The following is a 24006-nucleotide window of genomic DNA, read 5'->3' on the forward strand; positions in this document are numbered from 1 at the left end:
CGGGGCATCCGCCGCCGTCCGGGGCCGCGCGGTCGCCGCCGCGAGGTGTCCTGGCGGCCGGGACTTCACCCGGCCGCCACCCGCCCGTGGCCGGTCACCCGCCGTACGCGCCCGAGGCCGTGAGCCGCAGGGCCGTGTCGATCAGCGGCACGTGGCTGAACGCCTGTGGGAAGTTGCCCACTTGGCGCTTCAGGCGCGGGTCCCACTCCTCGGCGAGCAGTCCCAGGTCGTTGCGCAGGGCGAGGAGGCGCTCGAAGAGCTTGCGGGCCTCGTCCACACGGCCGATCATCGCCAGGTCGTCGGCCATCCAGAACGAGCAGGCGAGGAACGCGCCCTCGTCGCCCTCCAGGCCGTCCACGCCCGCGTCGTCGCCGGAGGTCGGATAGCGCAGGATGAAGCCGTCCGGGGTGGACAGCTCGCGCTGGATCGCCTCGATCGTGCCGATGACCCGCTTGTCGTCCGGCGGCAGGAAGCCCACCTGCGGGATGAGCAGCAGGGAGGCGTCCAGCTCCTTGGAGCCGTACGACTGGGTGAAGGTGTTGCGCTCCTTGTCGTAGCCCCTCTCGCAGACGTCCCGGTGGATGTCGTCGCGCAGCTCGCGCCAGCGCTCCAGGGGGCCGTCCGCGTCGCCGGACTCGATGAGCTTGATGGTGCGGTCGACGGCGACCCAGGCCATGACCTTGGAGTGCACGAAGTGGCGGCGCGGGCCGCGGACCTCCCAGATGCCCTCGTCCGGCTCGGTCCAGTGCGTCTCCAGGTAGCGGATCAGCTTGAGCTGGAGCAGGGAGGCGTAGTCGTTGCGGGCGAGGCCCGTCATGTGGGCCAGGTGGAGGGCCTCGGTGACCTCGCCGTAGACGTCGAGCTGGAGCTGGTGCGCCGCGCCGTTGCCCACGCGGACCGGGCCGGAGTTCTCGTATCCCGGGAGCCAGTCCAGCTCGGCCTCGCCCAGCTCGCGCTCGCCCGCGATGCCGTACATGATCTGGAGGTTCTCCGGGTCGCCCGCGACGGCCCGCAGGAGCCACTCGCGCCAGGCGCGGGCCTCCTCGCGGTAGCCGGTGCGCAGGAGCGAGGAGAGCGTGATGGCCGCGTCGCGCAGCCAGGTGAAGCGGTAGTCCCAGTTGCGGGAGCCGCCGATGTCCTCGGGCAGGGAGGTGGTGGGGGCCGCGACGATGCCGCCCGTGGGCGCGTACGTCAGGGCCTTGAGGGTGATCAGGGAGCGCACCACCGCCTCGCGGTAGGGCCCGTGGTACGTGCAGTGCTCGACCCACTCGCGCCAGAACTCCTCGGTCGCCGTGAGCGCGGCCTCCGGCTCGGGGTACGCGGGCGGCTGCTTGTGGGAGGGCTGCCAGGAGAGGGTGAAGGCGACGCGGTCGCCGGGCCCGACGGTGAAGTCCGAGTACGTCGTCAGGTCCTCGCCGAAGGTCTCGGCGGAGGTGTCGAGCCACACCGAGTCAGGGCCCGCCACGGCCACCGTGCGGTCGTCGACCTTGTGCACCCAGGGCACGACGCGGCCGTAGCTGAAACGCATCCGCAGGGCCGAGCGCACCGGCACACGGCCGCTGACGCCCTCCACGATCCGCACCAGCTGGGGGGCGTCGCTGTCCCGCGGGGGCATGAAGTCGATCACCCGGACCGTGCCCCGCGGGGTGTCCCACTCGGACTCCAGGACCAGTGAGTCCCCGCGATAGGTCCGCCGGCTCGCGGCGGGGGGCGGCGCGCTCGGACTGTGCGCGGGGCCGATGCGCCAGAAGCCGTGCTCCTCCGTGCCGAGGAGGCCCGCGAAGACGGCGTGGGAGTCGAAGCGGGGCAGACACAGCCAGTCGACCGTGCCGTCCCGGCAGACCAGCGCCGCGGTCTGCATGTCTCCGATCAGTGCGTAATCCTCGATGCGCCCGGCCACGTGCATCCCCATTCAAACGGCCACGTTCGCCCGCTCTCGGGGCGCTCGTTCTACGGTCAAGGGTTCGCTGCAAAGAACGAACTGCCGGCCCTCAGTGTTTCCGGTGGTCTCCAGAAAAGCCGACGGGGGATGGTTCCGCCCGCGCGCATGGGTCGGCAGCAAGTGTCCGAGCAACATACATCGGCGCCGCCGGAATCTGCCCCCTCGTCCAGCCAACGTGGCTAGGCCGAACGAGTTGCGGCACGCACGTGCGTACACGGTGAAGATCATGTACGTCACGTGAATGCGCGTGTCAAGAGGTGGCCGGAAGCAGCCCCCTCTTGACGCTGATACCCTGGTAGCCCGTGAGCCGGTGGTCCTAGAACCCCCGAACCGCAGCGACGGCACCTCCCTCCGAGCGCAGAAGCAAGCACGGAGCGGACGCCGGTACGCACCCCAGACCGCGACGCACGGGAGCCCCCTGTTGGCCATGCCACCCACATCCACGACGACCAAGCACATCTTCGTCACCGGGGGCGTCGCCTCCTCGCTCGGCAAGGGCCTGACGGCCTCGAGCCTGGGTGCGCTCCTCAAGGCGCGGGGCCTGCGGGTCACGATGCAGAAGCTCGACCCGTATCTGAACGTGGACCCGGGCACGATGAACCCCTTCCAGCACGGCGAGGTGTTCGTCACGAACGACGGCGCCGAGACCGACCTGGACATCGGGCACTACGAGCGCTTCCTGGACGTCGACCTCGACGGCTCGGCCAACGTCACCACCGGCCAGGTCTACTCGCAGGTCATCGCCAAGGAGCGGCGCGGCGAGTACCTCGGTGACACCGTGCAGGTCATCCCGCACATCACCAACGAGATCAAGCACCGCATCCGCCGCATGGCCACCGACGACGTCGACGTCGTCATCACGGAGGTCGGCGGCACGGTCGGCGACATCGAGTCCCTGCCGTTCCTGGAGACCGTCCGCCAGGTCCGCCACGAGGTCGGCCGCGACAACGTCTTCGTCGTGCACATCTCGCTGCTTCCCTACATCGGCCCCTCCGGCGAGCTGAAGACCAAGCCGACCCAGCACTCGGTCGCCGCCCTGCGCAACATCGGCATCCAGCCGGACGCGATCGTGCTGCGCGCCGACCGCGACGTGCCGACCGCCATCAAGCGCAAGATCTCGCTGATGTGCGACGTCGACGAGGCCGCCGTCGTGGCCGCCATCGACGCCAAGTCGATCTACGACATCCCGAAGGTCCTGCACACCGAGGGCCTGGACGCCTACGTCGTGCGCAAGCTCGACCTGCCGTTCCGCGACGTCGACTGGACGCAGTGGGACGACCTGCTCGACCGCGTGCACAACCCGAAGCACGAGGTCACCGTCGCGCTCGTCGGCAAGTACATCGACCTGCCCGACGCCTACCTCTCCATCACCGAGGCCATGCGCGCCGGCGGCTTCGCCAACAAGGCCCGCGTCAAGGTCAAGTGGGTCACCTCGGACGACTGCAAGACCCCGGCGGGCGCCAAGAAGCAGCTCGGCGACGTCGACGCGGTCCTGATCCCCGGCGGCTTCGGCGACCGCGGCGTCTCCGGCAAGGTCGGCGCGATCCAGTACGCCCGCGAGAACAAGATCCCGCTGCTCGGCATCTGCCTCGGCCTCCAGTGCATCGTGATCGAGGCGGCCCGCAACCTCGCGGACATCCCGGACGCCAACTCCACCGAGTTCGACGCCGCCACCGCCCACCCGGTGATCTCCACCATGGCCGAGCAGCTCGACATCGTCGCGGGCGAGGGCGACATGGGCGGCACGATGCGCCTTGGCATGTACCCCGCCAAGCTCGCCGAGGGCTCCATCGTGCGCGAGGTGTACGACGGCAAGGAGTACGTCGAGGAGCGCCACCGCCACCGCTACGAGGTCAACAACGCCTACCGCGCGGACCTGGAGAAGAAGGCCGGCATCCAGTTCTCCGGCACCTCGCCGGACGGCAAGCTCGTCGAGTACGTCGAGTACCCGCGCGAGGTCCACCCGTACCTGGTCGCCACCCAGGCGCACCCCGAGCTGCGCTCGCGCCCGACGCGTCCGCACCCGCTCTTCGCGGGCCTGGTCAAGGCCGCGGTGAAGCGCAAGACGGGCAAGTAACACAAGAGCGATACGGTTGCCGGGGTACGGCCCTTCGGGGGGCGCGTACCCCGGCTTTCGTATGGACGTGTGGAAGGGCAGGACGACATGACGATCAAGGACACCGCGGAGGAGTGGCGGATCACGGCGACGGCCACGCCGTTCGTCGGGAACAAGACCTCCGTGCGCACCGACGACGTCGTCATGCCGGACGGCTCGGTCTCCCGCCGCGACTACCAGGTCCATCCCGGCTCCGTCGCCGTCCTGGCCCTCGACGAGAGCGGCCGCGTCGTCCTGGTGCGCCAGTACCGCCACCCGGTGCGCCAGAAGCTCTGGGAGATCCCCGCGGGCCTCCTCGACGTGCCCGGCGAGAACCCGCTGCACGCCGCCCAGCGCGAGCTGTACGAGGAAGCGCACATCAAGGCCGAGGACTGGCGCGTCCTGACCGACGTCTACACCACCCCCGGCGGCTGCGACGAGGCCGTGCGGGTCTTCCTCGCGCGCCAGCTCTCCGAGGCCGAGGGCGAGCGCTTCGAGGTCGAGGAGGAGGAAGCCGACATGGAGATCGCGCGGGTCCCCCTCGACGACCTCGTCCGCGGTGTCCTCGCCGGTGAGCTGCACAACAACTGCCTGGTCGTCGGCGTCCTGTCGCTCACGGCAGCCCTGCGCGGCGAGGGCCTGGACGCGCTGCGCCCGGCGGAAGCGCCGTGGCCCGCGCGCCCCTTCGAGGCGTAGCGGGCCCCTCGGGGCGCCGGGGCACACACCCCCTGCGGTGTGACCATCTCCTGATCCGATCGGGCGACTTCGGCGCGCCGTGGCACCGGGGTGGTGGCAGGGCCTGAACTAGGCTCTGCAAGCGTCCCGCCCGGAGTCCCGGCGGGCTCGTGCGCAGGCGACGGGAGCGTTACCCGTGACGGATCAGGCCCTCGACACGGACGGTGCGGCGCGGGGTGCCGCACCGCCGCCCACGAGCGCGGCGGCAGGCGCCGACGGGGGCCGGTTCGTGGGCCGCCACCGGGAGTTGAAGGAACTCCGCGCCGACATCGGCCGCGCCGGGCTCGACACCCTCTCGGGCCGCAAGGCCCCGCGCGCCCGCGTCCTGCTCATCGCGGGCCGCCCCGGCTCCGGCCGCACCGCCCTCGCCGAGGAACTGGCCCGGCAGCTCGCCGACGCCTACCCCGACGGGATCCTGCGCGCCCGCCTCTGCGACCCCGACGGCACCCCCGTCCCCACCGAGCGCACCGCCCGCGAACTCCTCGACGCGCTCGCCGTGCCCGCCCCCGCGGGCGCGGGCGAGGACGACCTGACCGCGACCCTGCGCGCGGCCCTCGCCGACCGCAGGGCGCTGCTGCTCCTGGACGACGTCGCGGACACCGCCGCCCCGGCCAGGGGCTCGGACGAGGCCGCCACCGACGCCGACGGCGCAGAGGCCCTGGACGCCGCGGGGGCCGCACAGGTCGACCCGCTGCTCCCGGACACTCCCGACTGCCTGGTCGTCGCCGTGTCCGGCGGCCCCCTCACCGGCATCCCCGACGTACGGCCCTGCACGCTCGGCGGCCTGGACACCAAGGCCGCGCTCGACCTGCTCACCCGCAGCGCGGGCTCGGTGCGCATCACCGTCGACCCGCGTTCCGCCGAGAGCCTGGTCGAGGCCTGCGGCGGCCACCCGGCGGCCCTCGTGATCGCCGGGGGCTGGCTCGCCGCCCGGCCCAAGGCGGCCGTCGCCGACCTCGCCAAGCAGGTCCGCGAGCTGCCCGAGGACGGCGCGGCCGATTCGGGGCTCGCCCGCGTCTTCCGGCAGGCCTACGCCGGACTCCCCGCGCCCGCCGCGCGGATACTGCGCCTGCTGTGCCTCGCCCCCGCCGGGTACGTCGACCCGCACACCGCGTCCGCGCTCGCGGGCTGTTCGGTGAACGCGGCGCGCGCCACGCTCGACGACTTCGTCGCGCTCGGCCTGCTGCGCGCCGTGGACTCGCCGCTGCCGCAGTACGACGTGCCGGGCTGTCTGGTGCCGCTGCTCAGGGAGTTGATGGAGAGCCAGGACCGGCCAGGGGAGGTGCAGTTGGCGCGCGCCCGGATGCTGGAGCGGACCGTGCGGCTGCTCCAGTCCTGCCGCGCGATCACCGAACCCGGCGACTCGGCCGCGCGCAAGAAGCTCGCCGGGCTGCCCCGCGCCCTGCGCTTCCCGAACCCGCGCGCCGCCGCCGAGTGGCTGCGCATCCGCAGGCCCGCGCTGCTCGCCGCGGCCCGGCTCGCGGTCGCGGACGGCGAACTCGACACGCTCGCCCGGCGGCTGATGTCGGCCCTGACCCGGGCGCTCGCCGCGCACTGGGGCACCGAGGCCGCCGCCCCCGACCTGTACGGCATCCACCAGCTCGTCCTGGACGTGGCCGAGCGCCGCGACCTGCCGCGGGAGCAGGCCGCCGCGCTGCTCAACCTCGCTGACCTGGACGCGCGCACCGGGCGCACGCACGAGGCGCTCGCCCGCTACCGGGTCGCGCTCGACTGCGCCCGGGAGGCGGGCGACCCGTACGCGACCGGGCGCGCGATGGAATCCGTGGGCGGCGCCTACCAGGAGCTGGGGGACTACCCCCGGGCCGCCGACTGGTACGGCAGGGCCCTCACCGAGCGCCAGGCCCGCGGCGAGTGGGCCGACGCCGCCCGCCTGCACGGCCGCATCGCCACCGCCCACACCTACGCCGGCCGCTACGGCGAGGCCCTGCGCAACTGGCGCTCGGCCGTCGCGGGCCACCGCAGGACCGGGGACCTCCCGGCCCGGGCCCGGGCGCTCGGCGAGCTGGCGCGGGTCCAGGAGTACGCGGGGCGGCCCGAGGACTGCCTGCGCACCTGCCAGGAGGCGATCGACCTGGCCCGGCAGGCGGAGGACGCCCGGCTCCTTGCGGCGCTCCAGCTGCGGCTCGCGGACACCCTGGACCGGCTGGGCGACCCGGCGGCCGCCCGGCTGCACCGCGCGGCCGCCGAGCGCATGCTGGGAAGTGAGCTGACGGGCGGGTCCGCCGAGGTCGCGGGGCCTGCCTCGATGGATGGAGCCCCGGCCTCCGCCTACGAAATCCGTAGTGCATCCGGAAGAGATTGATGCTTTGAAAGGCTAGACAGCGAGAACTCCTTCATTAGAATGGCTCCGCCGCGTGTCTACGTGGTGTCTTCCGATGCGCCCTCGTGCGTGCCGGTATGTCCCGCATTGCCCTGAATCCCCCTGAGCCAAGGACCGTGATCGACGTGAAGGTCGGCATCCCCCGCGAGGTCAAGAACAACGAGTTCCGGGTGGCCATCACCCCCGCCGGCGTGCACGAGCTGGTGCGCCACGGCCACCAGGTCGTCATCGAGCGCAACGCCGGTGTCGGCTCGTCGATCACGGACGACGAGTACGTCGCCGCGGGCGCCGAGATCCTCGAGACCGCCGACGAGGTCTGGGCATCGGCCGACCTGCTCCTGAAGGTCAAGGAGCCGATCGCGGAGGAGTACCACCGCCTCCGCAAGGACCAGACGCTCTTCACCTACCTGCACCTGGCCGCCTCCAAGGAGTGCACGGACGCCCTCCTGGAGTCGGGCACCACGGCCATCGCCTACGAGACGGTGGAGCTGCCCAGCCGCGCCCTGCCGCTGCTCGCCCCGATGTCCGAGGTCGCGGGCCGCCTCGCCCCGCAGGTCGGCGCGTACCACCTGATGCGCGCGGTCGGCGGCCGCGGCGTGCTGCCCGGCGGCGTCCCGGGCGTGGCGGCCGGCAAGGCCGTCGTCATCGGCGGCGGCGTCTCCGGCTGGAACGCGGCGCAGATCGCCATCGGCATGGGCTTCCACGTCACCCTGCTCGACCGTGACATCAACAAGCTCAAGGAAGCCGACAAGATCTTCGGCACCAAGATCCAGACCGTCGTCTCCAACGCCTTCGAGCTGGAGAAGGCCTGCCTGGAGGCCGACCTCGTCATCGGCGCCGTCCTCATCCCGGGCGCCAAGGCCCCCAAGCTCGTCACCAACGAGCTGGTCTCGCGCATGAAGCCGGGAAGTGTTCTTGTCGACATCGCGATCGACCAGGGCGGCTGCTTCGAGGACTCGCGCGCGACCACGCACGCCGAGCCGACCTTCCCGGTGCACGACTCGGTCTTCTACTGCGTGGCCAACATGCCCGGCGCGGTGCCCAACACCTCCACGTACGCGCTGACCAACGCGACGATGCCGTACATCGTGTCCCTCGCCAACAACGGCTGGGCCGAGGCCCTGCGCCGTGACCCGGCGCTCGCGCTCGGACTCAACACGCATGACGGCAAGGTCGTTTACAAGGAGGTCGCCGAGGCGCACGGCTACGAGCACGTGGAGCTGGACTCCCTGCTCGGCTGATCTCGGCGAACGTCAACAAAAGTCGTCAATCTCACGCCCGCGGCCGGACCTTGTGAGGGGTCCGGCCGCCGGTGGTTCGGCGCGAACGCGGTCAACTCGCCGTGAAACTTACCTTTTAACCGTTTCGCGCACCCCGGAATCGAGCTGACGAAGCGGCATACGCCCTTGACACCGGGGTGTTCCGTTGCCGACACATCGGGCCGGGTCCGGCGGATTGTGTTGCTGCGGAGCGGTGACACGCCATAGAGTCGCCAACCGTCGGCATGGTGCCACGCTGACCTATCTAGAAATTTCCTGGTCACCAAGGAGGTAAGACGACTTGTGAATGAGTCGACATTTGCTCCCGGGGGTGGTCAACCAGGAATGACTGGACGAGGCCAGGGCCCCGTCGGGCTTCAGGCTGTCGGCTCCGTCGCTGTCCACACCTTCGAAGCCCGCCAGAGTCCGACACCGTCAGCACCCCAGAGCATGGATGGCCAACACGTGAACGCCATGGCCGGCGACCGGAGTGGCGACAACACCACCCCTACCCCCCTCGCCGACTACGAGGAACTGCCCCAGGGTCATTTCTACGACCCCGACGCGGAGTACGAGCCCGACCCCGAGTACGCGGCCACGCTCGCCCCCGACGCCGCGCGTCAGCGCCGCGAGCGCATCGGCCCGACCGGGCGTCCGCTGCCGTACTTCCCGATCCCGGGACCCCTGACCGACCACGGCCCCGCGAAGATCATCGCGATGTGCAACCAGAAGGGCGGCGTCGGCAAGACCACGTCGACCATCAACCTGGGCGCAGCGCTCGCGGAGTACGGCCGCCGGGTCCTGCTCGTCGACTTCGACCCGCAGGGCGCGCTCTCGGTCGGCCTCGGCGTGAACCCGATGGAGCTGGACCTCACGGTCTACAACCTGCTCATGGAGCGGGGCATGTCCGCCGACGAGGTGCTCCTGAAGACCGCGGTCCCCAACATGGACCTGCTGCCGAGCAACATCGACCTGTCCGCCGCCGAGGTGCAGCTCGTCAGCGAGGTCGCGCGCGAGTCCACGCTGCAGCGCGCCCTGAAGCCGCTGATGGCCGACTACGACTACATCGTGATCGACTGCCAGCCCTCGCTCGGCCTGCTCACGGTCAACGCGCTCACCGCGGCCCACAAGGTCATCGTCCCGCTGGAGTGCGAGTTCTTCGCGCTGCGCGGTGTGGCCCTGCTCACCGAGACCATCGAGAAGGTCCAGGAGCGGCTCAACCCCGACCTGGAGCTGGACGGCATCCTCGCGACGATGTACGACTCGCGCACGGTGCACAGCCGCGAGGTCCTCGCGCGCGTGGTCGAGGCGTTCGACGACCACGTCTACCACACGGTGATCGGCCGGACCGTGCGCTTCCCGGAGACCACGGTCGCCGGTGAACCGATCACGACGTACGCGTCGAACTCGGTCGGCGCGGCCGCCTATCGCCAGCTCGCCAGGGAGGTGCTCGCCCGGTGTCACGCCGAGTGAGTCTGCCCGGGGCCGACGAACTGTTCCGTACGACCGGGGGCATGGCGCTGCAGGCCTCGACGCCGCGGCGGCAGACGAATGGCGAGGCGAGGGTGCCCGCGCCCGCGGGCGAGAGCGACGAGACCGCGGCGGAGGAGTCGCACGCCTCCGCCGCCGCCCCGGGTGACGGCGAGTCCGCCGAGCACCCCGCGGGCGAGGCGGAGCCGGGCAGCGGCGCGCGCGGGCGTGCCGCGGCGGACGACGACGCCGGGCAGGGGCGCCGCCCGGCGCAGGAAGGTTCTGGCAGCTCCGGCACGGGCAAGAACGCGGGCTCGACGGCCACCCAGACGCGCAAGCGCGGCCGGGCCGCCAACCGGCGCCCCAGCGGGCGCGAGCGGCACGACGAGAAGATCACCGTGTACGTCTCCGCCGAGGAACTGATGGACCTGGAGCACGCGCGGCTCGTCCTGCGCGGGGAGCACGGGCTCGCCGTGGACCGCGGGCGCATCGTGCGCGAGGCCGTCGCCGTCGTCCTGGCCGACCTGGAATCGCGCGGGGACGCGAGCATCCTCGTACGCCGTCTGCGCGGGCGGTAGCGGTACCTTTCCGCGTAATGCCCACCACCTCGACCAGCACCGCATCCGCACCGCCGCCCGCCCGCCGACGCGCGCTGGGGCGGGGACCGGGGGCGGACGCCGCCCCGAGCCCGCCTCCCGCCGAGGCCGGGGGCGAGCCCCCGCGGCCCCCCGAGGCGCCCCGGGACCCCGCGCCCGACGACGGGCGGTTCAAGGTCCGGCTCGCCAACTTCGAGGGCCCCTTCGACCTGCTGCTCCAGCTCATCGCCAAGCACAAGCTGGACGTCACCGAGGTCGCCCTGTCCAAGGTCACCGACGAGTTCATGGCGCACATCCGGGCCATGGGGCCCGACTGGGACCTGGACCAGACGACCGAGTTCCTGGTGGTCGCCGCGACCCTGCTCGACCTGAAGGCGGCCCGTCTCCTTCCCGCGGCCGAGGTCGAGGACGAGGCCGACCTGGCCCTGCTGGAAGCGCGTGACCTGCTGTTCGCGCGACTGCTCCAGTACCGCGCGTACAAACAGATCGCCGACATCTTCAGCGGTCGCCTCGACGACGAGGCGCGCCGCTACCCGCGGACCGTCGGGCTCGAACCGCACCACGCCGAGCTGCTGCCCGAGGTCGTCATCAGCATCGGCGCCGAGGGGTTCGCCAAGCTCGCCGTGAAGGCGATGCAGCCCCGGGCGAAGCCGCAGGTGTACGTCGACCACATCCACGCGCCGCTGGTCTCCGTGCGGGAGCAGGCGGCCGTGGTCGTGGCGCGGCTGCGGGAGCGCGGCGAGGCCAGCTTCCGCGTCCTGATCGAGGAGCTGGGGCCCGACGACACCCTGACCGTCGTCGCGCGCTTCCTCGCGCTCCTGGAGCTGTACCGGGAGAAGGCCGTCGCCCTGGAGCAGGAGCACGCCCTCGACGAGCTGACGGTGCGCTGGACGGGCGGGGACGGCGACGGCGAGCCGACCGTGACCGACGAGTTCGACCGGGCCCCCGAGCCGGATCAGGAGACACCGTGAGCATCGAGAGCCCCGCGGGAGAGCTGCGGGCGGAGGTCGCCGGCCTCGCCCTCAAGCCCGCCCTTGAGGCCGTCCTCATGGTCGTGGACGAGCCCGCGACCGAGGAGCACCTGGCGAAGGTCCTCCAGCGGCCCCGGCGGGCCGTCGCGGACGCGCTGCGCGAGCTGGCGGACGAGTACACCGCCCAGGGCCGCGGCTTCGAGCTGCGCCTGGTGGCGGGCGGCTGGCGGTACTACACGCGCCCCGCGTACGCGTCCGCCGTCGAGGGCTTCGTCCTGGACGGCCAGCACGCCCGGCTCACCCAGGCGGCCCTGGAGACGCTCGCCGTCGTCGCCTACCGCCAGCCGGTCAGCCGCTCGCGGGTCTCCGCGGTGCGCGGAGTGAACTGCGACGGGGTCATGCGCACCCTGCTCCAGCGCGGTCTGGTGGAGGAGGCGGGCGCGGAACCCGAAACAGGTGCGATCCTGTACAGGACGACGAACTACTTCCTGGAGCGGATGGGCCTGCGCGGCCTGGACGAGCTTCCGGAACTCGCGCCCTTCCTCCCCGAGGCGGAGGCGATCGAGGCCGAGACGCAGGAAGGACTTCCGTCGTTCGATCCGGACGCGCCCGACGCCCCGGACGAGAAGACGCAGACGACCTAAGACGGAACTTTGATGCGAAGCAGCAGCGGCAGGAACAGCAGCGGAAACAACGGCGGGAGCCGTGGTGGCAACAGCGGCGGCCGCGGCAGCAGCGGCGGGCGCGGCGGCAGCGCCGGCCGCGGTGGCGGCGCCGGGCGAGGCAGCGGCAGCGGCGGCGGCCGCGGCAACTACCGGGGCGCCGGCAACGACCGCGACGACAGGCAGAGCCGCCCCAGCAAGCCCCGCCCCGAGGAGCGCCGCTACGACGTGGGCCCGGGCGCCTCGCAGGACGGCCCGAAGTCGGGCCGCGGCGCCTCGGCGCGCGGCGGAGCCAAGGGCGGCCCCAAGCGCTCCCAGGACCAGCGCGGCCCCGGCGCGGGGCGCGGCCGCACGGCCCCCGCGCGCTCGCGCGAGTACGAGGCGCGGACCGAGGAGCGCAACCGCGACAGGTACGCGGGCAAGAAGGAGGTCAAGCTCCCCAAGACCTTCCCGGGCGCCGAGCAGGAGGGCGAGCGCCTCCAGAAGGTCCTGGCCCGCGCGGGCTACGGCTCGCGGCGCGCCTGCGAGGAGCTGATCGAGCAGGCCCGCGTCGAGGTCAACGGCGAGATCGTCCTGGAGCAGGGCCTGCGCGTGGAGCCCGAGAAGGACGAGATCAAGGTCGACGGCCTGACCGTGGCCACGCAGTCGTACCAGTTCTTCGCGCTGAACAAGCCCGCGGGCGTCGTCTCCACCATGGAGGACAACGAGGGGCGCCAGTGCCTGGGCGATTACACGAACAACCGCGAGACGCGGCTTTTCCACGTGGGACGGCTCGACACCGAGACCGAGGGCGTCATCCTGCTCACCAACCACGGTGAGCTGGCCCACCGCCTGACCCACCCCAAGTACGGCGTGAAGAAGGTCTACCTCGCGCACATCGTCGGCCCCATCCCGCGCGACCTGGGCAAGCAGCTCAAGGACGGCATCCAGCTGGAGGACGGCTACGCGCGCGCGGACCACTTCCGCGTCGTCGAGCAGACCGGCAAGAACTACCTGGTCGAGGTCACCCTGCACGAGGGCCGCAAGCACATCGTGCGCCGCATGCTCGCCGAGGCCGGGTTCCCCGTCGACAAGCTGGTGCGGGTCGCCTTCGGTCCGATCACGCTCGGTGACCAGAAGTCGGGCTGGCTGCGCCGCCTGTCCAACACGGAGGTCGGCATGCTGATGAAGGAAGTCGACCTGTAGTGCTCACGGAGTCGGTGGTGGACGCGCTCGACCTGGGCGCCGTCGCGGCGGAGCAGGCCGACCCGCTGCTGTTCGCGACGGTGTCCGGGGCCCATCTGTACGGGTTCCCCTCGCGGGACTCGGACGTGGACCTGCGGGGCGTCCACCTGCTGCCGGCGGCCGACCTGGTGGGCCTCCGGGAGCCCCAGGAGACCCGGTCCCTCATGTGGGACCGGGACGGGGTCGAGATGGACCTCGTGACGCACGACCTGCGCAAGTTCGTACGCCTCATGCTCCGGCACAACGGCTACGTCCTGGAGCAGCTCCTGTCCCCGCTGGTGGCGCACACCACCGACACCCACGCTGAGCTGGTCGCCCTCGCGCCCTCCGTCCTGACCAGCCACCACGCCCACCACTACCGGGGGTTCGCCGCGACGCAGTGGCGCCTCTTCGAGAAGAACGGCGAGCTGAAGCCGCTGCTCTACACCTTCCGGGTGCTGCTCACCGGGATCCGGCTGATGCGCGGCGGCGGCGTCGTCGCGCATCTGCCCACGCTGGTGGACGAGGTCGCCGAGGCGCCCGGCTATCTGTCCGACCTCGTCGAGGCCAAGCGGGAGGCCGAGCACGGCGGCGCCGACGTGGACCGGCGGCGGGTGAGCGCCGACGTGGAGCGGCTGCGCGCCGTCCTTGACGAGGCGCGGGCGGGGTCAGCCCTGCCGGGGGCGCACACCGCGTACGACGCCCTGCACGACCTGGTCGTCCGCGTACGCCTCGCGGGCTGACGCCAGGCGGGTGCGGTACAGGAAGTCCTCGACGCGGCGGCGGTCCGGCTCCGGCGGCAGCGGGGTGCGGGGCGCCGCCGCCTCGCACTGCGCGGCGAGCCGGGCCATCCGGGCCTCCACCTCGGGCCAGGGCACCTCGCCGCGCTTGACGGCGAGCAGCGGTTCGCGCTGGTCGCCGACGCCGATGGTCAGCTCGCCGGTCCTGAGCAGGTCGCGGCAGCTCATCAGGAGCCGCAGCAGGTGCATGGCGTGCTTCCAGCGCGGGGCGCCGTGCGTGCGGACGTCCGCCTCCAGCTTCTTGCGCTGGCCGAGGGCGTAGCGGGCGAAGGTCTCGTGGGCCTGTTGGGACAGGAAGGCGGCGCGCAGCGCGAGCAGTTCGCGGCCGGTGTCCGTGACGTGCTCGACGAGCGGGGAGTGCAGGCACTCCAGGATGTTCGGATTGGCGCGCAGGGCCAGCTCGCAGAACCGCTCAAGCTCCCAGGCGAACTGTTCCTCGGCCGGCCCCTCCACGTGCGTGGGCGGCTTCTCGAAGCGCCAGTACAGCGGGGTCGGCGCGAGGAAGACGCCTCTGCGGTCGGTGTCGCTGTCGTCCGTGGCCAGGCCGAAGGCGCGCGAGCCCATCACGCAGGCGTAGATCGTGTGGTCGCGGACCAGGTCCTGGGGGTTGTCCATCCGCGGAGCGTACGCGGTGGGTCAGGTGAGCCGGATCGCGGTTCCGGTGACGGAGATGTTCCGCGGGGACAGCGGGCGCGGCGCGGGGCCGTCCGCCACCGCGGCGTCCGCGACGCGGAACTTGCTGCCGTGGCACGGGCAGTTGATCGTGCCGCCGGACACGTCACGGACCGTGCAGCCCTGGTGCGTGCAGACCGCGGAGAACGCCTTGAAGTCCCCCTCGTCGGGCTGGGTCACCACGACCTTCTCGGCCTCGAAGACCTTGCCGCCGCCGACCGGGATCTCCGTCGTCCTGGCCAGGGGCGGCGCCTCGGACGCCGTCCCGCCGGGCGCGCTGCCCCCGGAGGACGGGGGCCTGGACTCCGGCGGGTCCGGCTCGGCGCCCTCGTCGCCGTACTTGTCGCAGGCGGCCACGGCCACGGCCGCGGCCGCGAGGAGGGCCGTACGCCGTGTGGGGCCCGGGACGGGGCCTGTGGGGCCCTGGGCGGGGCCGCCGCCGCTCACGTCGTCACTCCGACCGTACGGAAGAACCACAGGGCCGACGTCACCCACACCACGGTGAGCACCGCGAAGACGGCCCCGCCCACCAGCGGGAGCAGCCAGCCGGGCAGCCGTGCCGAGCGGAGCAGCAGCATCTTGGCGCTGAACGCGCCGAAGAAGAAGCAGCCGAGGAAGGAATGCCACAGCACGCGCGTCGAGTACGTCTGGTAGCCGAGCGCGTAGAGGCAGTGCACCGCGACCGGCACGGCCACCAGGAACGCGATCCGGCCCGACCAGCGGTGCAGCGTCGCCGACCAGGAGGGTCCGGGCAGCCTGCCGTAGACCATGAGGGCGGAGCAGGCCTGGATCAGCGCGAAGCCGAACGCGGTGGTGGCGAGCCAGGACTTCACGGCGCTGGTGGAGCTGAAGCCCGCGAGGTTGAAGGCGGTGCCCTCGGGGTCGTGGGCCTTTCCGTACGCCCCCAGGCCCACCGCGACGACCGCCGCGACCACGGCGGGCAGCAGATAGCGGGCCGGGTGCTCACGGCGCGGGCCCGCGGGGAAGCCGGCGCCTTGGGTGGGGGCATTGGGGTCGACGCTCACGGGGCCTCCCGGGGCGGGCGCGGATGGGTGCGGCGGGGTGTTCAGGGCGCTCAGGGCACGGCGGGGCGGGCGGTGAGACGGCCGCCGCCGGGCAGCCGGACGGCGCCGGTGCCGGGGTCCAGGCGGGGGGCTGCGGCGGGCCTCCCGTCGCGGCTGAGGATGCCCACCTGGCTGCCGTCGGGCTGGACGATCCAGCCGCCGTCGAGGCGCTCGCCGCGCACCTCGGCCCGCGCGCGGTACGGCCCCGCCGACTGCTTCTCCGCCCGGGGCGCGGTGAAGGCCCGGGGCCCGTCGCGGACGTCGACCGTGCCGCGGACCGTGTCGCCCTTGACGCGGCCCTCCAGCTTCGCGCCGCCCTTGCCGGTGAGGCGCAGCGAGCCGTCGTCCTCGACGTCGCCCTTCAGCCAGGACTCCGTGGCTCTGCCGTCGCAGAAGTACGCCGTGGCCCTGCCGTCGCGCAGGGTGAGGGCGACGGAGGCGGTGTCGTCGTCCGTGCGGCCCGTGTACCTGCCGTCGGCGGGCGGCCGTGGCTTCTTCGGAGGGGACGGCTTCGCCGGAGTCCCGGTGCTCGCGGTGGGCGGCGGCGCGGGCCTCACCGCGCCGGACGAGGAGTCGCCGTACGAGGAACTGCCCGACCCTGTGGCCGCGTTGAGCGACAGCATGAACAGGGCGAGCAGCAGCCCCCCGAGCAGCGTGAACAAGGGTCCTGAGCGCTTCATACGTCCCCCCGAGGCGCGCGGCCTGCCCCCTCCATGCAAGCCGACCCGCACCCGGCCGTCCAGGGGCGCACGGGGGCTGTGCACGCATGGTGCGGGTGGGCCCCGCGCCGGTCGCTCCGAGTGGCGGGGCGCGGCGGTCCGGGTGACATTGGCAGGGTCCGGGGCCCCTGGCCCACGGGGCGGGGCCCGGCCGTCGAAGCGAAAGGCACGACCATGGCGGGTAACGATCTGGGCGGCCTCCTGGGTGGTCTCCTCGGAGGCGGCCGGCAGGGCACAGGCCAGTCCGGTGGCGGCGCCGACGTCCTCGGTGCCCTGCTCGGCGCGCTGATGAGCAAGGGCGGCGGGAACAACCCACTGGGCGGCCTCCTCGACGGGCTGACCAAGGCCGGGCTCGCCGATCAGGCCCAGTCGTGGGTCGGCTCCGGCGAGAACCAGCCGGTGTCCGGCGCGCAGGTCAAGGAGGCCTTGCCCGACGACACGCTCCAGCAGGTCGCCAAGGACGCCGGGGTCTCGCCCGAGCAGGCCGCCGACGAGATCGCCCAGCAACTGCCGCAGGTCGTCGACAAGCTGACCCCGAGCGGACAGGTGCCGAGCGGCTCCCTGGAGGACCTCATCAAGCAGCAGCTCTGAGGCCGCCCGCGGCCGGTGCGCGGCGTCCGTCTCGGCAGACGGGCGCCGCGCACCCGTGTCACGGGCGGTGACTAGGCTGTCCGTACATCGGGACGCGACGTACATCGGGACGCGATGTACAGCAGCACCGCAGCAGCACGGAAACTACGGGGACATCGCCCAGTGAGAACAGCCCTCGTCATCGGCACCGGCCTCATCGGCACCTCGGCCGCCCTGGCCCTGGCCCGCCGCGGCGTCGCCGTCCACCTCGCCGACCACGACACCGAGCAGGCGCGTACGGCCGCCGCGCTCGGCGCGGGGACCGCCGCGGAGCCCGAGGGCCCCGTCGACCTGTGCGTGGTCGCGGTGCCGCCCGCGCACGTCGCGGGCACCCTCGCCGACGCCATGCGCCGCGGCCTCGCCCGCGGCTATCTGGACGTCGCGAGCGTCAAGGGCGGGCCCCGCCGCGAGCTGGAGTCGCTCGGCCTCGACCTGACGCCGTACATCGGCACGCACCCCATGTCGGGGCGCGAGCGCAGCGGGCCCCTCGCCGCGTCCGCCGACCTCTTCGAGGGCCGCCCCTGGGTGCTCACGCCCACCCGGGACACCGACACCGAGGTGCTGAACCTCGCCCTGGAGCTGGTCGCCCAGTGCCGGGCCGTGCCGGTCGTCATGGACGCCGACGCCCACGACCGGGCCGTCGCCCTCGTCTCGCACATGCCGCACCTGGTCTCCAGCATGGTCGCGGCCCGCCTGGAGAAGGCCGAGGAGTCGGCGGTCCGGCTGTGCGGCCAGGGCATCCGCGACGTCACCCGCATCGCCGCGTCCGACCCGCGGATGTGGATCGACATCCTCTCCGCCAACCCGGGCCCGGTCGCCGACCTGCTCGCGGACGTCGCCGCCGACCTCCAGGAGACCGTCACCGCGCTGCGGGGCCTGGAGTCGGCCGACGCGACCAAGCGGCTCGACGGCGCCACGGGCGTGGAGGACGTGCTGCGGCGGGGCAACGCGGGCCGGGCCCGGGTGCCCGGCAAGCACGGCTCCGCCCCGTCCGCGTACGAGGTCGTGGCGGTGCTCATCAACGACCAGCCGGGGCAGCTGGCCCGCATCTTCGCCGACGCGGAGCGCGCCGGGGTCAACGTCGAGGACGTCCGCATCGAGCACGCCACGGGACAGCAGGCCGGCCTGGTCCAGCTCATGGTGGAGCCCGCGGCGGCGGCCCCGCTGGCCGCGGCGCTGCGGGAGCGGGGCTGGTCGCTGCGGCCGTAGCGGGGGCGCCCGCGGGACGGTGGGCAGGTGGCCACGCGGGGGCCGGGGCGGGAGCCAGTAACCTTGTGCGGGGCGTCGCGTGCGTCCCGCTCCGACCCGCGCCCCGAGAAAGGCACCCGCAGCCCGTGGAATCCCTGGAAAACAGCGCTGCCGCAGGCACCGTGATCGTCGCCATCGACGGGCCGTCCGGCACGGGCAAGTCCAGCACGTCCAAGGCCGTCGCCGCCCAGCTCGGCCTGAGCTACCTGGACACCGGCGCCCAGTACCGGGCGATCACGTGGTGGATGGTGACCAACGGCATCGACCTCACCGACCCCGGCGCGATCGCCGCCGCGGCCGGCAAGCCCGAGATCGTCTCCGGCACGGACCCGGCCGCCCCGACGATCACGGTCGACGGCACGGACGTGGCGGGCCCGATCCGCACGCAGGAGGTCACCTCCAAGGTCAGCGCCGTCAGCGCCGTCCCCGACGTGCGCACCCGGATCACCGAGTTGCAGCGCTCCATCGCGCTCGCCGCGGAGAAGGGCATCGTCGTCGAGGGCCGGGACATCGGCACCACCGTCCTGCCCGACGCCGACCTGAAGATCTTCCTCACGGCGTCCCCGGAGGCCCGTGCCGCCCGCCGCTCCGGCGAGCTGAAGGGCGCCGACGTGAACGCCACGCGCGAGGCCCTGATCCAGCGCGACGCCGCCGACTCCAGCCGCAAGACGTCGCCGCTCGCCAAGGCCGGCGACGCCGTCGAGGTCGACACCACCGAGCTGTCGCTCCAGCAGGTCATCGAGTGCGTCGTCACCCTCGTTGAGGAGAAGCGGGCCGGGAAGTGACCTCCGCGGCATCCGAGCGCGGGGCCGAGGTCGGGCGGCGCATCGGCGTCGGCCTGATGTACGGCCTGTGGAAGCCCCGCGTGCTCGGCTCCTGGCGGGTGCCGGCGAGCGGCCCGGTCATCCTGGCCGTCAACCACTCGCACAACGTCGACGGCCCGATGGTCATGGGCGTGGCGCCCCGGCCGGCGCACTTCCTGATCAAGAAGGAGGCGTTCGTCGGCCCGCTCGGGCCGTTCCTGGACGCCATCGGCCAGGTCAAGGTCGACCGCTCGACGGCCGACCGCACGGCGATCACCGACGCGCTCGGCGTCCTGGCGCGGGGCGGCGTCCTCGGGATCTTCCCCGAGGGCACCCGGGGCGACGGCGACTTCGCCTCGCTGCGCGCGGGCCTCGCGTACTTCGCGGTGCGCTCCGGGGCGCCGATCGTGCCGGTCGCCGTCCTGGGCAGCACGGAGCGGCGTGGCCGTCTGATACGGCAGCTGCCGCCGCTGCGCAGCCGCGTGGACGTCGTCTTCGGCGACCCCTTCGAGGCGCAAGAAGGGGCGCGTAGCTCGGTTGAGGGCGGTGGCGGGAGACGGGCGGGCGGCAGCGGGCGGCGCACGCGCAAGGCGCTCGACGAGGCCACCGTGCGCATCCAGGGGCGCCTGACCGCCCACCTGGAAAACGCCAGGCGCCTGACCGGGCGCTGAGTCAGACTTTCAGTAGTGACCCGTCGTACGGAGGGGTCACCGATCACCACGATGAACGACGAGGTACGGACTTCATGAACGACCAGATCCAGCCCGAGGGCGAGCCGGCGGAGCACGTCGAGCACGACCATGGGGCGCTTGGCGACGCCGAGTATGCGGAGTTCATGGAGCTCGCCGCCGTCGAGGGCTTCGACGTCGAGGACGTCGAGGGCGCCATCGAGGCGGCGGGCCACGGCCCGCTCCCGGTCCTCGCCGTCGTCGGCCGGCCGAACGTCGGCAAGTCGACGCTCGTGAACCGCATCATCGGCCGCCGTGAGGCCGTCGTCGAGGACAAGCCGGGCGTGACCCGTGACCGCGTCACCTACGAGGCCGAGTGGGCGGGCCGCCGCTTCAAGGTCGTCGACACCGGCGGCTGGGAGCAGGACGTCCTCGGCATCGACGCGTCGGTGGCCGCGCAGGCCGAGTACGCGATCGAGACCGCCGACGCCGTGGTGTTCGTCGTCGACTCCACGGTCGGCGTCACCGACACCGACGAGGCCGTCGTCCGGCTGCTCCGCAAGGCCAAGAAGCCCGTGGTGCTCTGCGCCAACAAGGTCGACGGCCAGAGCGGCGAGGCCGACGCCACCGCCCTGTGGTCCCTCGGCATCGGCGAGCCGCACCCGGTCTCCTCGCTGCACGGCCGCGGCACCGGCGACATGCTCGACGCGGTCCTGGAGGCCCTTCCCGAGGCGCCCTCGCAGACCTTCGGCACGGCGGTCGGCGGCCCGCGCCGCATCGCGCTCATCGGCCGCCCGAACGTGGGCAAGTCCTCGCTCCTGAACAAGGTGGCGAACGAGGAGCGCGTCGTCGTCAACGAGCTGGCGGGCACCACCCGCGACCCGGTCGACGAGCTGATCGAGCTGGGCGGCGTCACCTGGAAGTTCGTCGACACGGCGGGCATCCGCAAGCGCGTCCACCTCCAGCAGGGCGCCGACTACTACGCCTCGCTGCGCACGGCGGCCGCCGTGGAGAAGGCGGAGGTCGCGGTCATCCTTATCGACGCCAGTGAATCGATCAGCATCCAGGACCAGCGCATCGTCACGATGGCGGTGGAGGCGGGCCGCGCGATCGTCCTCGCGTACAACAAGTGGGACACCCTCGACGAGGAGCGCCGCTACTACCTGGAGCGGGAGATCGAGACGGAGCTGGCGCAGGTCGCGTGGGCGCCGCGGGTGAACGTGTCGGCGCGCACGGGCCGGCACATGGAGAAGCTCGTCCCGGCGATCGAGACGGCCATCGCGGGCTGGGAGACGCGCGTGCCGACGGGCCGTCTGAACGCGTTCCTCGGTGAGCTGGTCGCCGCCCACCCGCACCCGGTGCGGGGCGGCAAGCAGCCGCGCATCCTCTTCGGCACCCAGGCGGGCACCAAGCCGCCGCGGTTCGTCCTGTTCGCATCGGGCTTCATCGAGCACGGCTACCGCCGCTTCGTGGAGCGCAGGCTGCGCGAGGAGTTCGGTTTCGAGGGCACGCCGATCCATATCTCGGTGCGGGTGCGCGAGAAGCGCGGGCAGAAGGCCCAGAAGAAGAAGTAGCCGCCGCCCACCGCGGTCCGCGTGCCGATGCCCGGCCTTCCACGGGGAGGGCCGGGCATCGTCGTGGGGGAGGGGCGGGTGGTCAGCCCCGGCGCGGGCCCGGGGGGAGGGCGGCCGGGAAGAGGTGGCCGTAGCCGTGGTGGTCGACCTGGGTGGGCTGGCCGTAGCGGGCGACGTTGAAGGCGTGGTGCCGGGGGTCGTGACGCGGGTCGTGGCGCGGATCGTGCCGGGGGGTGTGGCGCGGGTCGTGCCGCATGGCGCCGTGGTGCGCGGCTTGGCCGTACGGCCCGGGGCCGAAGCCGGTGAACCTCAGCTCCTCCTCGCCGGTCCGGTCGCCCGGCAGGGCCCGGAACGCCCTGAGGTACTCGGAGTACAGGGCGTCGTAGATCGGCGTGGCCGAGAAGGCGCCCGTGGTGTCCTGTGCGGTGCGCATGGACGGGATGGGGCCGGCGTACGGCCGGTGGGGTGTGGCGTCGTATACGTGCACGTCTGAGCCAACGACCTGGGGGGTTCCCGGGATGCGGGGCCCGGGCCGCCAATGTCGCTCAGGTGCCCGCGAGCGGCATCGCGCAGGCGACCAGCTGGCCCCGCGCCGCCGCGCGGTCGAGCGCGTCACGCAGCAGGTCCTCGCGGGGCTGGCGGCCGACGGTGCCCGAAGGGGTCGCGTACAGGAGGACCGACTGGAGCTTGTTGGCCGCCGCACGCCAGCCGTCCGTGACCTGGAGGGGCTGGTGGGCCTGCCACCAGGCGACGGGGGAGCCGGAGCCCGTGCCGGGCTGGAGGATGGCGTGCAGCTGGCCCACGGCGAGCAGCACCGACCAGCCGTGCAGCGTGGGGGGCACGCCCGCGAGCGAGGTCACGGGCATGAAGCCGTGCTCGATCAGGAGCGGCAGGAAGTCGTCGCCGCCGCCGGGCGCCGCGCCGGGGCGGGCGATGGGGCCGGTCGGCTCGACGACGAGCGCGGGGTGCAGCTCGCCGTCGATGAGGACGAGACCGCTGGTCACGCCGAGCACGGCCTGTTCGGGCCCGGTGTCGGCGGGGCGCTGCGACGGCACGGCGTCCTCGCCGGTGATGGACCGTACGGCGCCCTGGAGCTGCTCCTCGGAGACCTCGACGATCTGGGACGGCAGGCAGGTGGCGTGGGCGAAGGCGAGCACGGCGGTCTCGTCGCCGACGAACAGGACCGTGCTGGTGCGCTCGCGCTCGGAGTCGCCCGGGGTGCGGCAGGACGTGCAGTCGTAGGCACCCGGGGCGTTCTCTCCGGCGAGCAGGCGGTCGGCTTCTTCGTCGCCGATCTCGGCGCGTACCTCGTCACTGAGGTCGAGCATGCGCGGCACGGGTGACTCCTCGGAATCGATGCGTGGGGCGTCCGGGTGGTGCCCGGCTCATGAAGGAGACAACGGGCGATCAGTGGCCCAAGTCACGCACGAGGGGCGCGGAATTGAACTGGCGTAAGCAGAGGGTGAGTTGATGGGCGGAATTTGTCACTCCGCGCCAACACCTGTCGCATGCACGGAAGTTGACCCGGTGAGGTGAGTCACAGATCGTCAGGACGGAGGGCGGCTAAATGCACATATGCACTGATGAAAGGGGTGTCCGAAAGTCGTTGATACTCCAGGTAACAGGCAACTGGCCTGGAATGACGGGGAGTCGGTTGATGGCGGGGTGAGAGGGCTCCTAGATTCCACCGCCGTGTGCAGCGAGCACCGCTCGGGCACGTCCGCCGACCGCGCCGGCCGGCTTGATCACCAAGGCGCGGCAGAGCACCACGCAGCAGTACCGCCCCGGCGGACAGGGCTCGGCGGGACCCCGGCGCCGGACGCGTACGGGGCCCGCGGAGCCTGGGGAGCCCGGGTCCTTCGAGAGGGAAATTCATGGCCGATCGGCCCAGGAACATTCGCAAGACGGCAGTGCTCGGCGGAGCCGCGCTCCTGGCTCCGCTGGGACTGCTCGCCGCGACCGGGCAGGCCGCGGCGGACGGCGGAGTGTGGGACCGGATCGCCCGCTGCGAGAGCGGCGGCAACTGGCAGATCAACACCGGCAACGGCTACTACGGCGGACTCCAGTTCTCCGCCGGTACCTGGCGCGCCTATGGCGGCACGGCTTACGCGCCGACCGCCGACAAGGCCTCCAAGGCCCAGCAGATCGCCGTCGCGGCGAAGGTCCAGCGCGCTCAGGGGTGGGGCGCCTGGCCGTCGTGCTCGGCACGGGCGGGTGCCTCCGGGCCCGCTCCCGGAGCGGCGGCGCCACAGGCGGCGCCTCAGGCCGCGCCCAAGCCCGCTCCCAAGCCCGCGGCGCCCAAGGCGGTGCCACAGCCCGCTCCGAAGGCCGCGGGGCAGCAGCCCGCCTACGGCGCGCCCGGTCACGCCGACCGGGGCACCACGCGCGGCTCGGGCGGCTACGTCGTGCGCCAGGGCGACACGCTCAGCCGGATCGCCGCCGCGCACGGCGTCGGCTGGCAGCGCCTTTACGCGGCCAACCAGGGCGTCATCGGCGGCGATCCGAACGTGATCGTGCCCGGGCAGCGCCTGGCGATCTGATAGCCCGACCGTCC

General features: G+C 72.8%; 23 protein-coding genes. 16 read left to right on the forward strand and 7 right to left on the reverse strand.

Going from position 1 to position 24006, the window contains the following annotated elements; genetic code table 11:
- Window positions 1–94: 94 nt before the first annotated feature.
- On the reverse strand, window positions 95–1906 hold the full coding sequence (locus AC07GB_RS34845) for a glycoside hydrolase family 15 protein (protein WP_478852738.1): 1812 nt from the start codon (window positions 1904–1906) through the stop codon (window positions 95–97).
- Between the two features lie 463 nt (window positions 1907–2369).
- On the opposite strand from AC07GB_RS34845, the gene AC07GB_RS34850 reads away from it, so the two are divergent.
- From AC07GB_RS34850 to AC07GB_RS34895, 10 genes are all read left to right on the forward strand, one after another.
- Entirely contained in the window at window positions 2370–4019 is a 1650-nt protein-coding gene (locus AC07GB_RS34850; RefSeq protein ID WP_478852656.1) for a CTP synthase, read from the forward strand.
- Between the two features lie 87 nt (window positions 4020–4106).
- A complete protein-coding gene (locus tag AC07GB_RS34855; RefSeq protein ID WP_478852658.1) occupies window positions 4107–4733 on the forward strand; it encodes an NUDIX domain-containing protein in 627 nt (208 codons plus the stop codon).
- 175 nt (window positions 4734–4908) lie between these two features.
- A complete protein-coding gene (locus AC07GB_RS34860; RefSeq protein ID WP_478852660.1) occupies window positions 4909–7095 on the forward strand; it encodes a tetratricopeptide repeat protein in 2187 nt (728 codons plus the stop codon).
- A gap of 134 nt (window positions 7096–7229) precedes the next feature.
- Window positions 7230–8354 (forward strand): alanine dehydrogenase, encoded by a 1125-nt coding sequence (gene ald / locus AC07GB_RS34865; protein WP_478852662.1) that lies wholly within the window; start codon window positions 7230–7232, stop codon window positions 8352–8354.
- 363 nt (window positions 8355–8717) lie between these two features.
- On the forward strand, window positions 8718–9845 hold the full coding sequence (locus tag AC07GB_RS34870; protein WP_478852664.1) for a ParA family protein: 1128 nt from the start codon (window positions 8718–8720) through the stop codon (window positions 9843–9845).
- Window positions 9830–10420, forward strand: coding sequence for a hypothetical protein (locus AC07GB_RS34875; protein WP_478852666.1), 591 nt, complete (start codon window positions 9830–9832; stop codon window positions 10418–10420). The genes AC07GB_RS34870 and AC07GB_RS34875 overlap by 16 nt, the downstream gene beginning before the upstream one ends.
- Window positions 10421–10437: 17 nt before the next feature.
- Entirely contained in the window at window positions 10438–11409 is a 972-nt protein-coding gene (locus AC07GB_RS34880; protein WP_478852668.1) for a segregation and condensation protein A, read from the forward strand.
- Between the two features lie 2 nt (window positions 11410–11411).
- Window positions 11412–12053, forward strand: coding sequence for an SMC-Scp complex subunit ScpB (scpB, locus tag AC07GB_RS34885; RefSeq protein ID WP_478852740.1), 642 nt, complete (start codon window positions 11412–11414; stop codon window positions 12051–12053).
- 12 nt (window positions 12054–12065) lie between these two features.
- Window positions 12066–13256: a pseudouridine synthase gene (locus tag AC07GB_RS34890; RefSeq protein WP_478852670.1), complete on the forward strand. Its 1191-nt coding sequence runs from the start codon at window positions 12066–12068 to the stop codon at window positions 13254–13256.
- 14 nt (window positions 13257–13270) lie between these two features.
- On the forward strand, window positions 13271–14017 hold the full coding sequence (locus AC07GB_RS34895) for a nucleotidyltransferase domain-containing protein (protein ID WP_478852742.1): 747 nt from the start codon (window positions 13271–13273) through the stop codon (window positions 14015–14017).
- On the opposite strand, the gene AC07GB_RS34900 is transcribed toward AC07GB_RS34895, so the two are convergent.
- From AC07GB_RS34900 to AC07GB_RS34915, 4 genes are read right to left on the reverse strand one after another with little or no spacing between them, the layout of a single operon-like run.
- Entirely contained in the window at window positions 13943–14689 is a 747-nt protein-coding gene (locus AC07GB_RS34900) for a nucleotidyltransferase domain-containing protein (protein ID WP_478852672.1), read from the reverse strand. The genes AC07GB_RS34895 and AC07GB_RS34900 overlap by 75 nt on opposite strands.
- Before the next feature lie 21 nt (window positions 14690–14710).
- A complete protein-coding gene (locus tag AC07GB_RS34905; protein ID WP_478852674.1) occupies window positions 14711–15193 on the reverse strand; it encodes a Rieske (2Fe-2S) protein in 483 nt (160 codons plus the stop codon).
- Window positions 15190–15771, reverse strand: coding sequence for a DUF6529 family protein (locus tag AC07GB_RS34910; protein ID WP_478852676.1), 582 nt, complete (start codon window positions 15769–15771; stop codon window positions 15190–15192). Before AC07GB_RS34910 ends, AC07GB_RS34905 begins: the two co-directional genes overlap by 4 nt.
- A 50-nt stretch (window positions 15772–15821) precedes the next feature.
- Window positions 15822–16490, reverse strand: coding sequence for a hypothetical protein (locus tag AC07GB_RS34915; protein ID WP_478852678.1), 669 nt, complete (start codon window positions 16488–16490; stop codon window positions 15822–15824).
- 147 nt (window positions 16491–16637) lie between these two features.
- On the opposite strand from AC07GB_RS34915, the gene AC07GB_RS34920 reads away from it, so the two are divergent.
- From AC07GB_RS34920 to der, 5 genes are all read left to right on the forward strand, one after another.
- Window positions 16638–17120 carry a YidB family protein gene (locus tag AC07GB_RS34920; RefSeq protein ID WP_478852744.1) on the forward strand — a complete coding sequence of 161 codons (483 nt, stop codon included), beginning with the start codon at window positions 16638–16640 and terminating at the stop codon, window positions 17118–17120.
- A gap of 162 nt (window positions 17121–17282) precedes the next feature.
- Window positions 17283–18368 (forward strand): prephenate dehydrogenase, encoded by a 1086-nt coding sequence (locus tag AC07GB_RS34925; RefSeq protein ID WP_478852680.1) that lies wholly within the window; start codon window positions 17283–17285, stop codon window positions 18366–18368.
- Between the two features lie 134 nt (window positions 18369–18502).
- A complete protein-coding gene (gene cmk / locus AC07GB_RS34930; RefSeq protein ID WP_478852746.1) occupies window positions 18503–19192 on the forward strand; it encodes a (d)CMP kinase in 690 nt (229 codons plus the stop codon).
- Window positions 19193–19248: 56 nt separating this feature from the next.
- On the forward strand, window positions 19249–19881 hold the full coding sequence (locus AC07GB_RS34935) for a lysophospholipid acyltransferase family protein (RefSeq protein ID WP_478852748.1): 633 nt from the start codon (window positions 19249–19251) through the stop codon (window positions 19879–19881).
- Window positions 19882–19955: 74 nt separating this feature from the next.
- Complete coding sequence (gene der / locus AC07GB_RS34940; protein WP_478852682.1) at window positions 19956–21452, forward strand: ribosome biogenesis GTPase Der; 1497 nt, start codon at window positions 19956–19958, stop codon at window positions 21450–21452.
- A gap of 82 nt (window positions 21453–21534) precedes the next feature.
- Here der and AC07GB_RS34945 read toward each other — a convergent pair whose 3' ends face one another.
- The gene (locus tag AC07GB_RS34945; protein ID WP_478852684.1) at window positions 21535–21885 is read right to left on the reverse strand and encodes a hypothetical protein; all 351 of its coding nucleotides are present in this window, start codon (window positions 21883–21885) and stop codon (window positions 21535–21537) included.
- A 112-nt stretch (window positions 21886–21997) separates the two neighbouring features.
- Window positions 21998–22789: a hypothetical protein gene (locus AC07GB_RS34950; RefSeq protein ID WP_478852686.1), complete on the reverse strand. Its 792-nt coding sequence runs from the start codon at window positions 22787–22789 to the stop codon at window positions 21998–22000.
- 537 nt (window positions 22790–23326) lie between these two features.
- Between AC07GB_RS34950 and AC07GB_RS34955 the strand changes: the two genes are divergently transcribed.
- Window positions 23327–23992: a LysM peptidoglycan-binding domain-containing protein gene (locus AC07GB_RS34955; protein WP_478852688.1), complete on the forward strand. Its 666-nt coding sequence runs from the start codon at window positions 23327–23329 to the stop codon at window positions 23990–23992.
- Window positions 23993–24006: the final 14 nt, after the last annotated feature.

Source organism: Streptomyces sp. NPDC045778 (genome assembly GCF_056431945.1).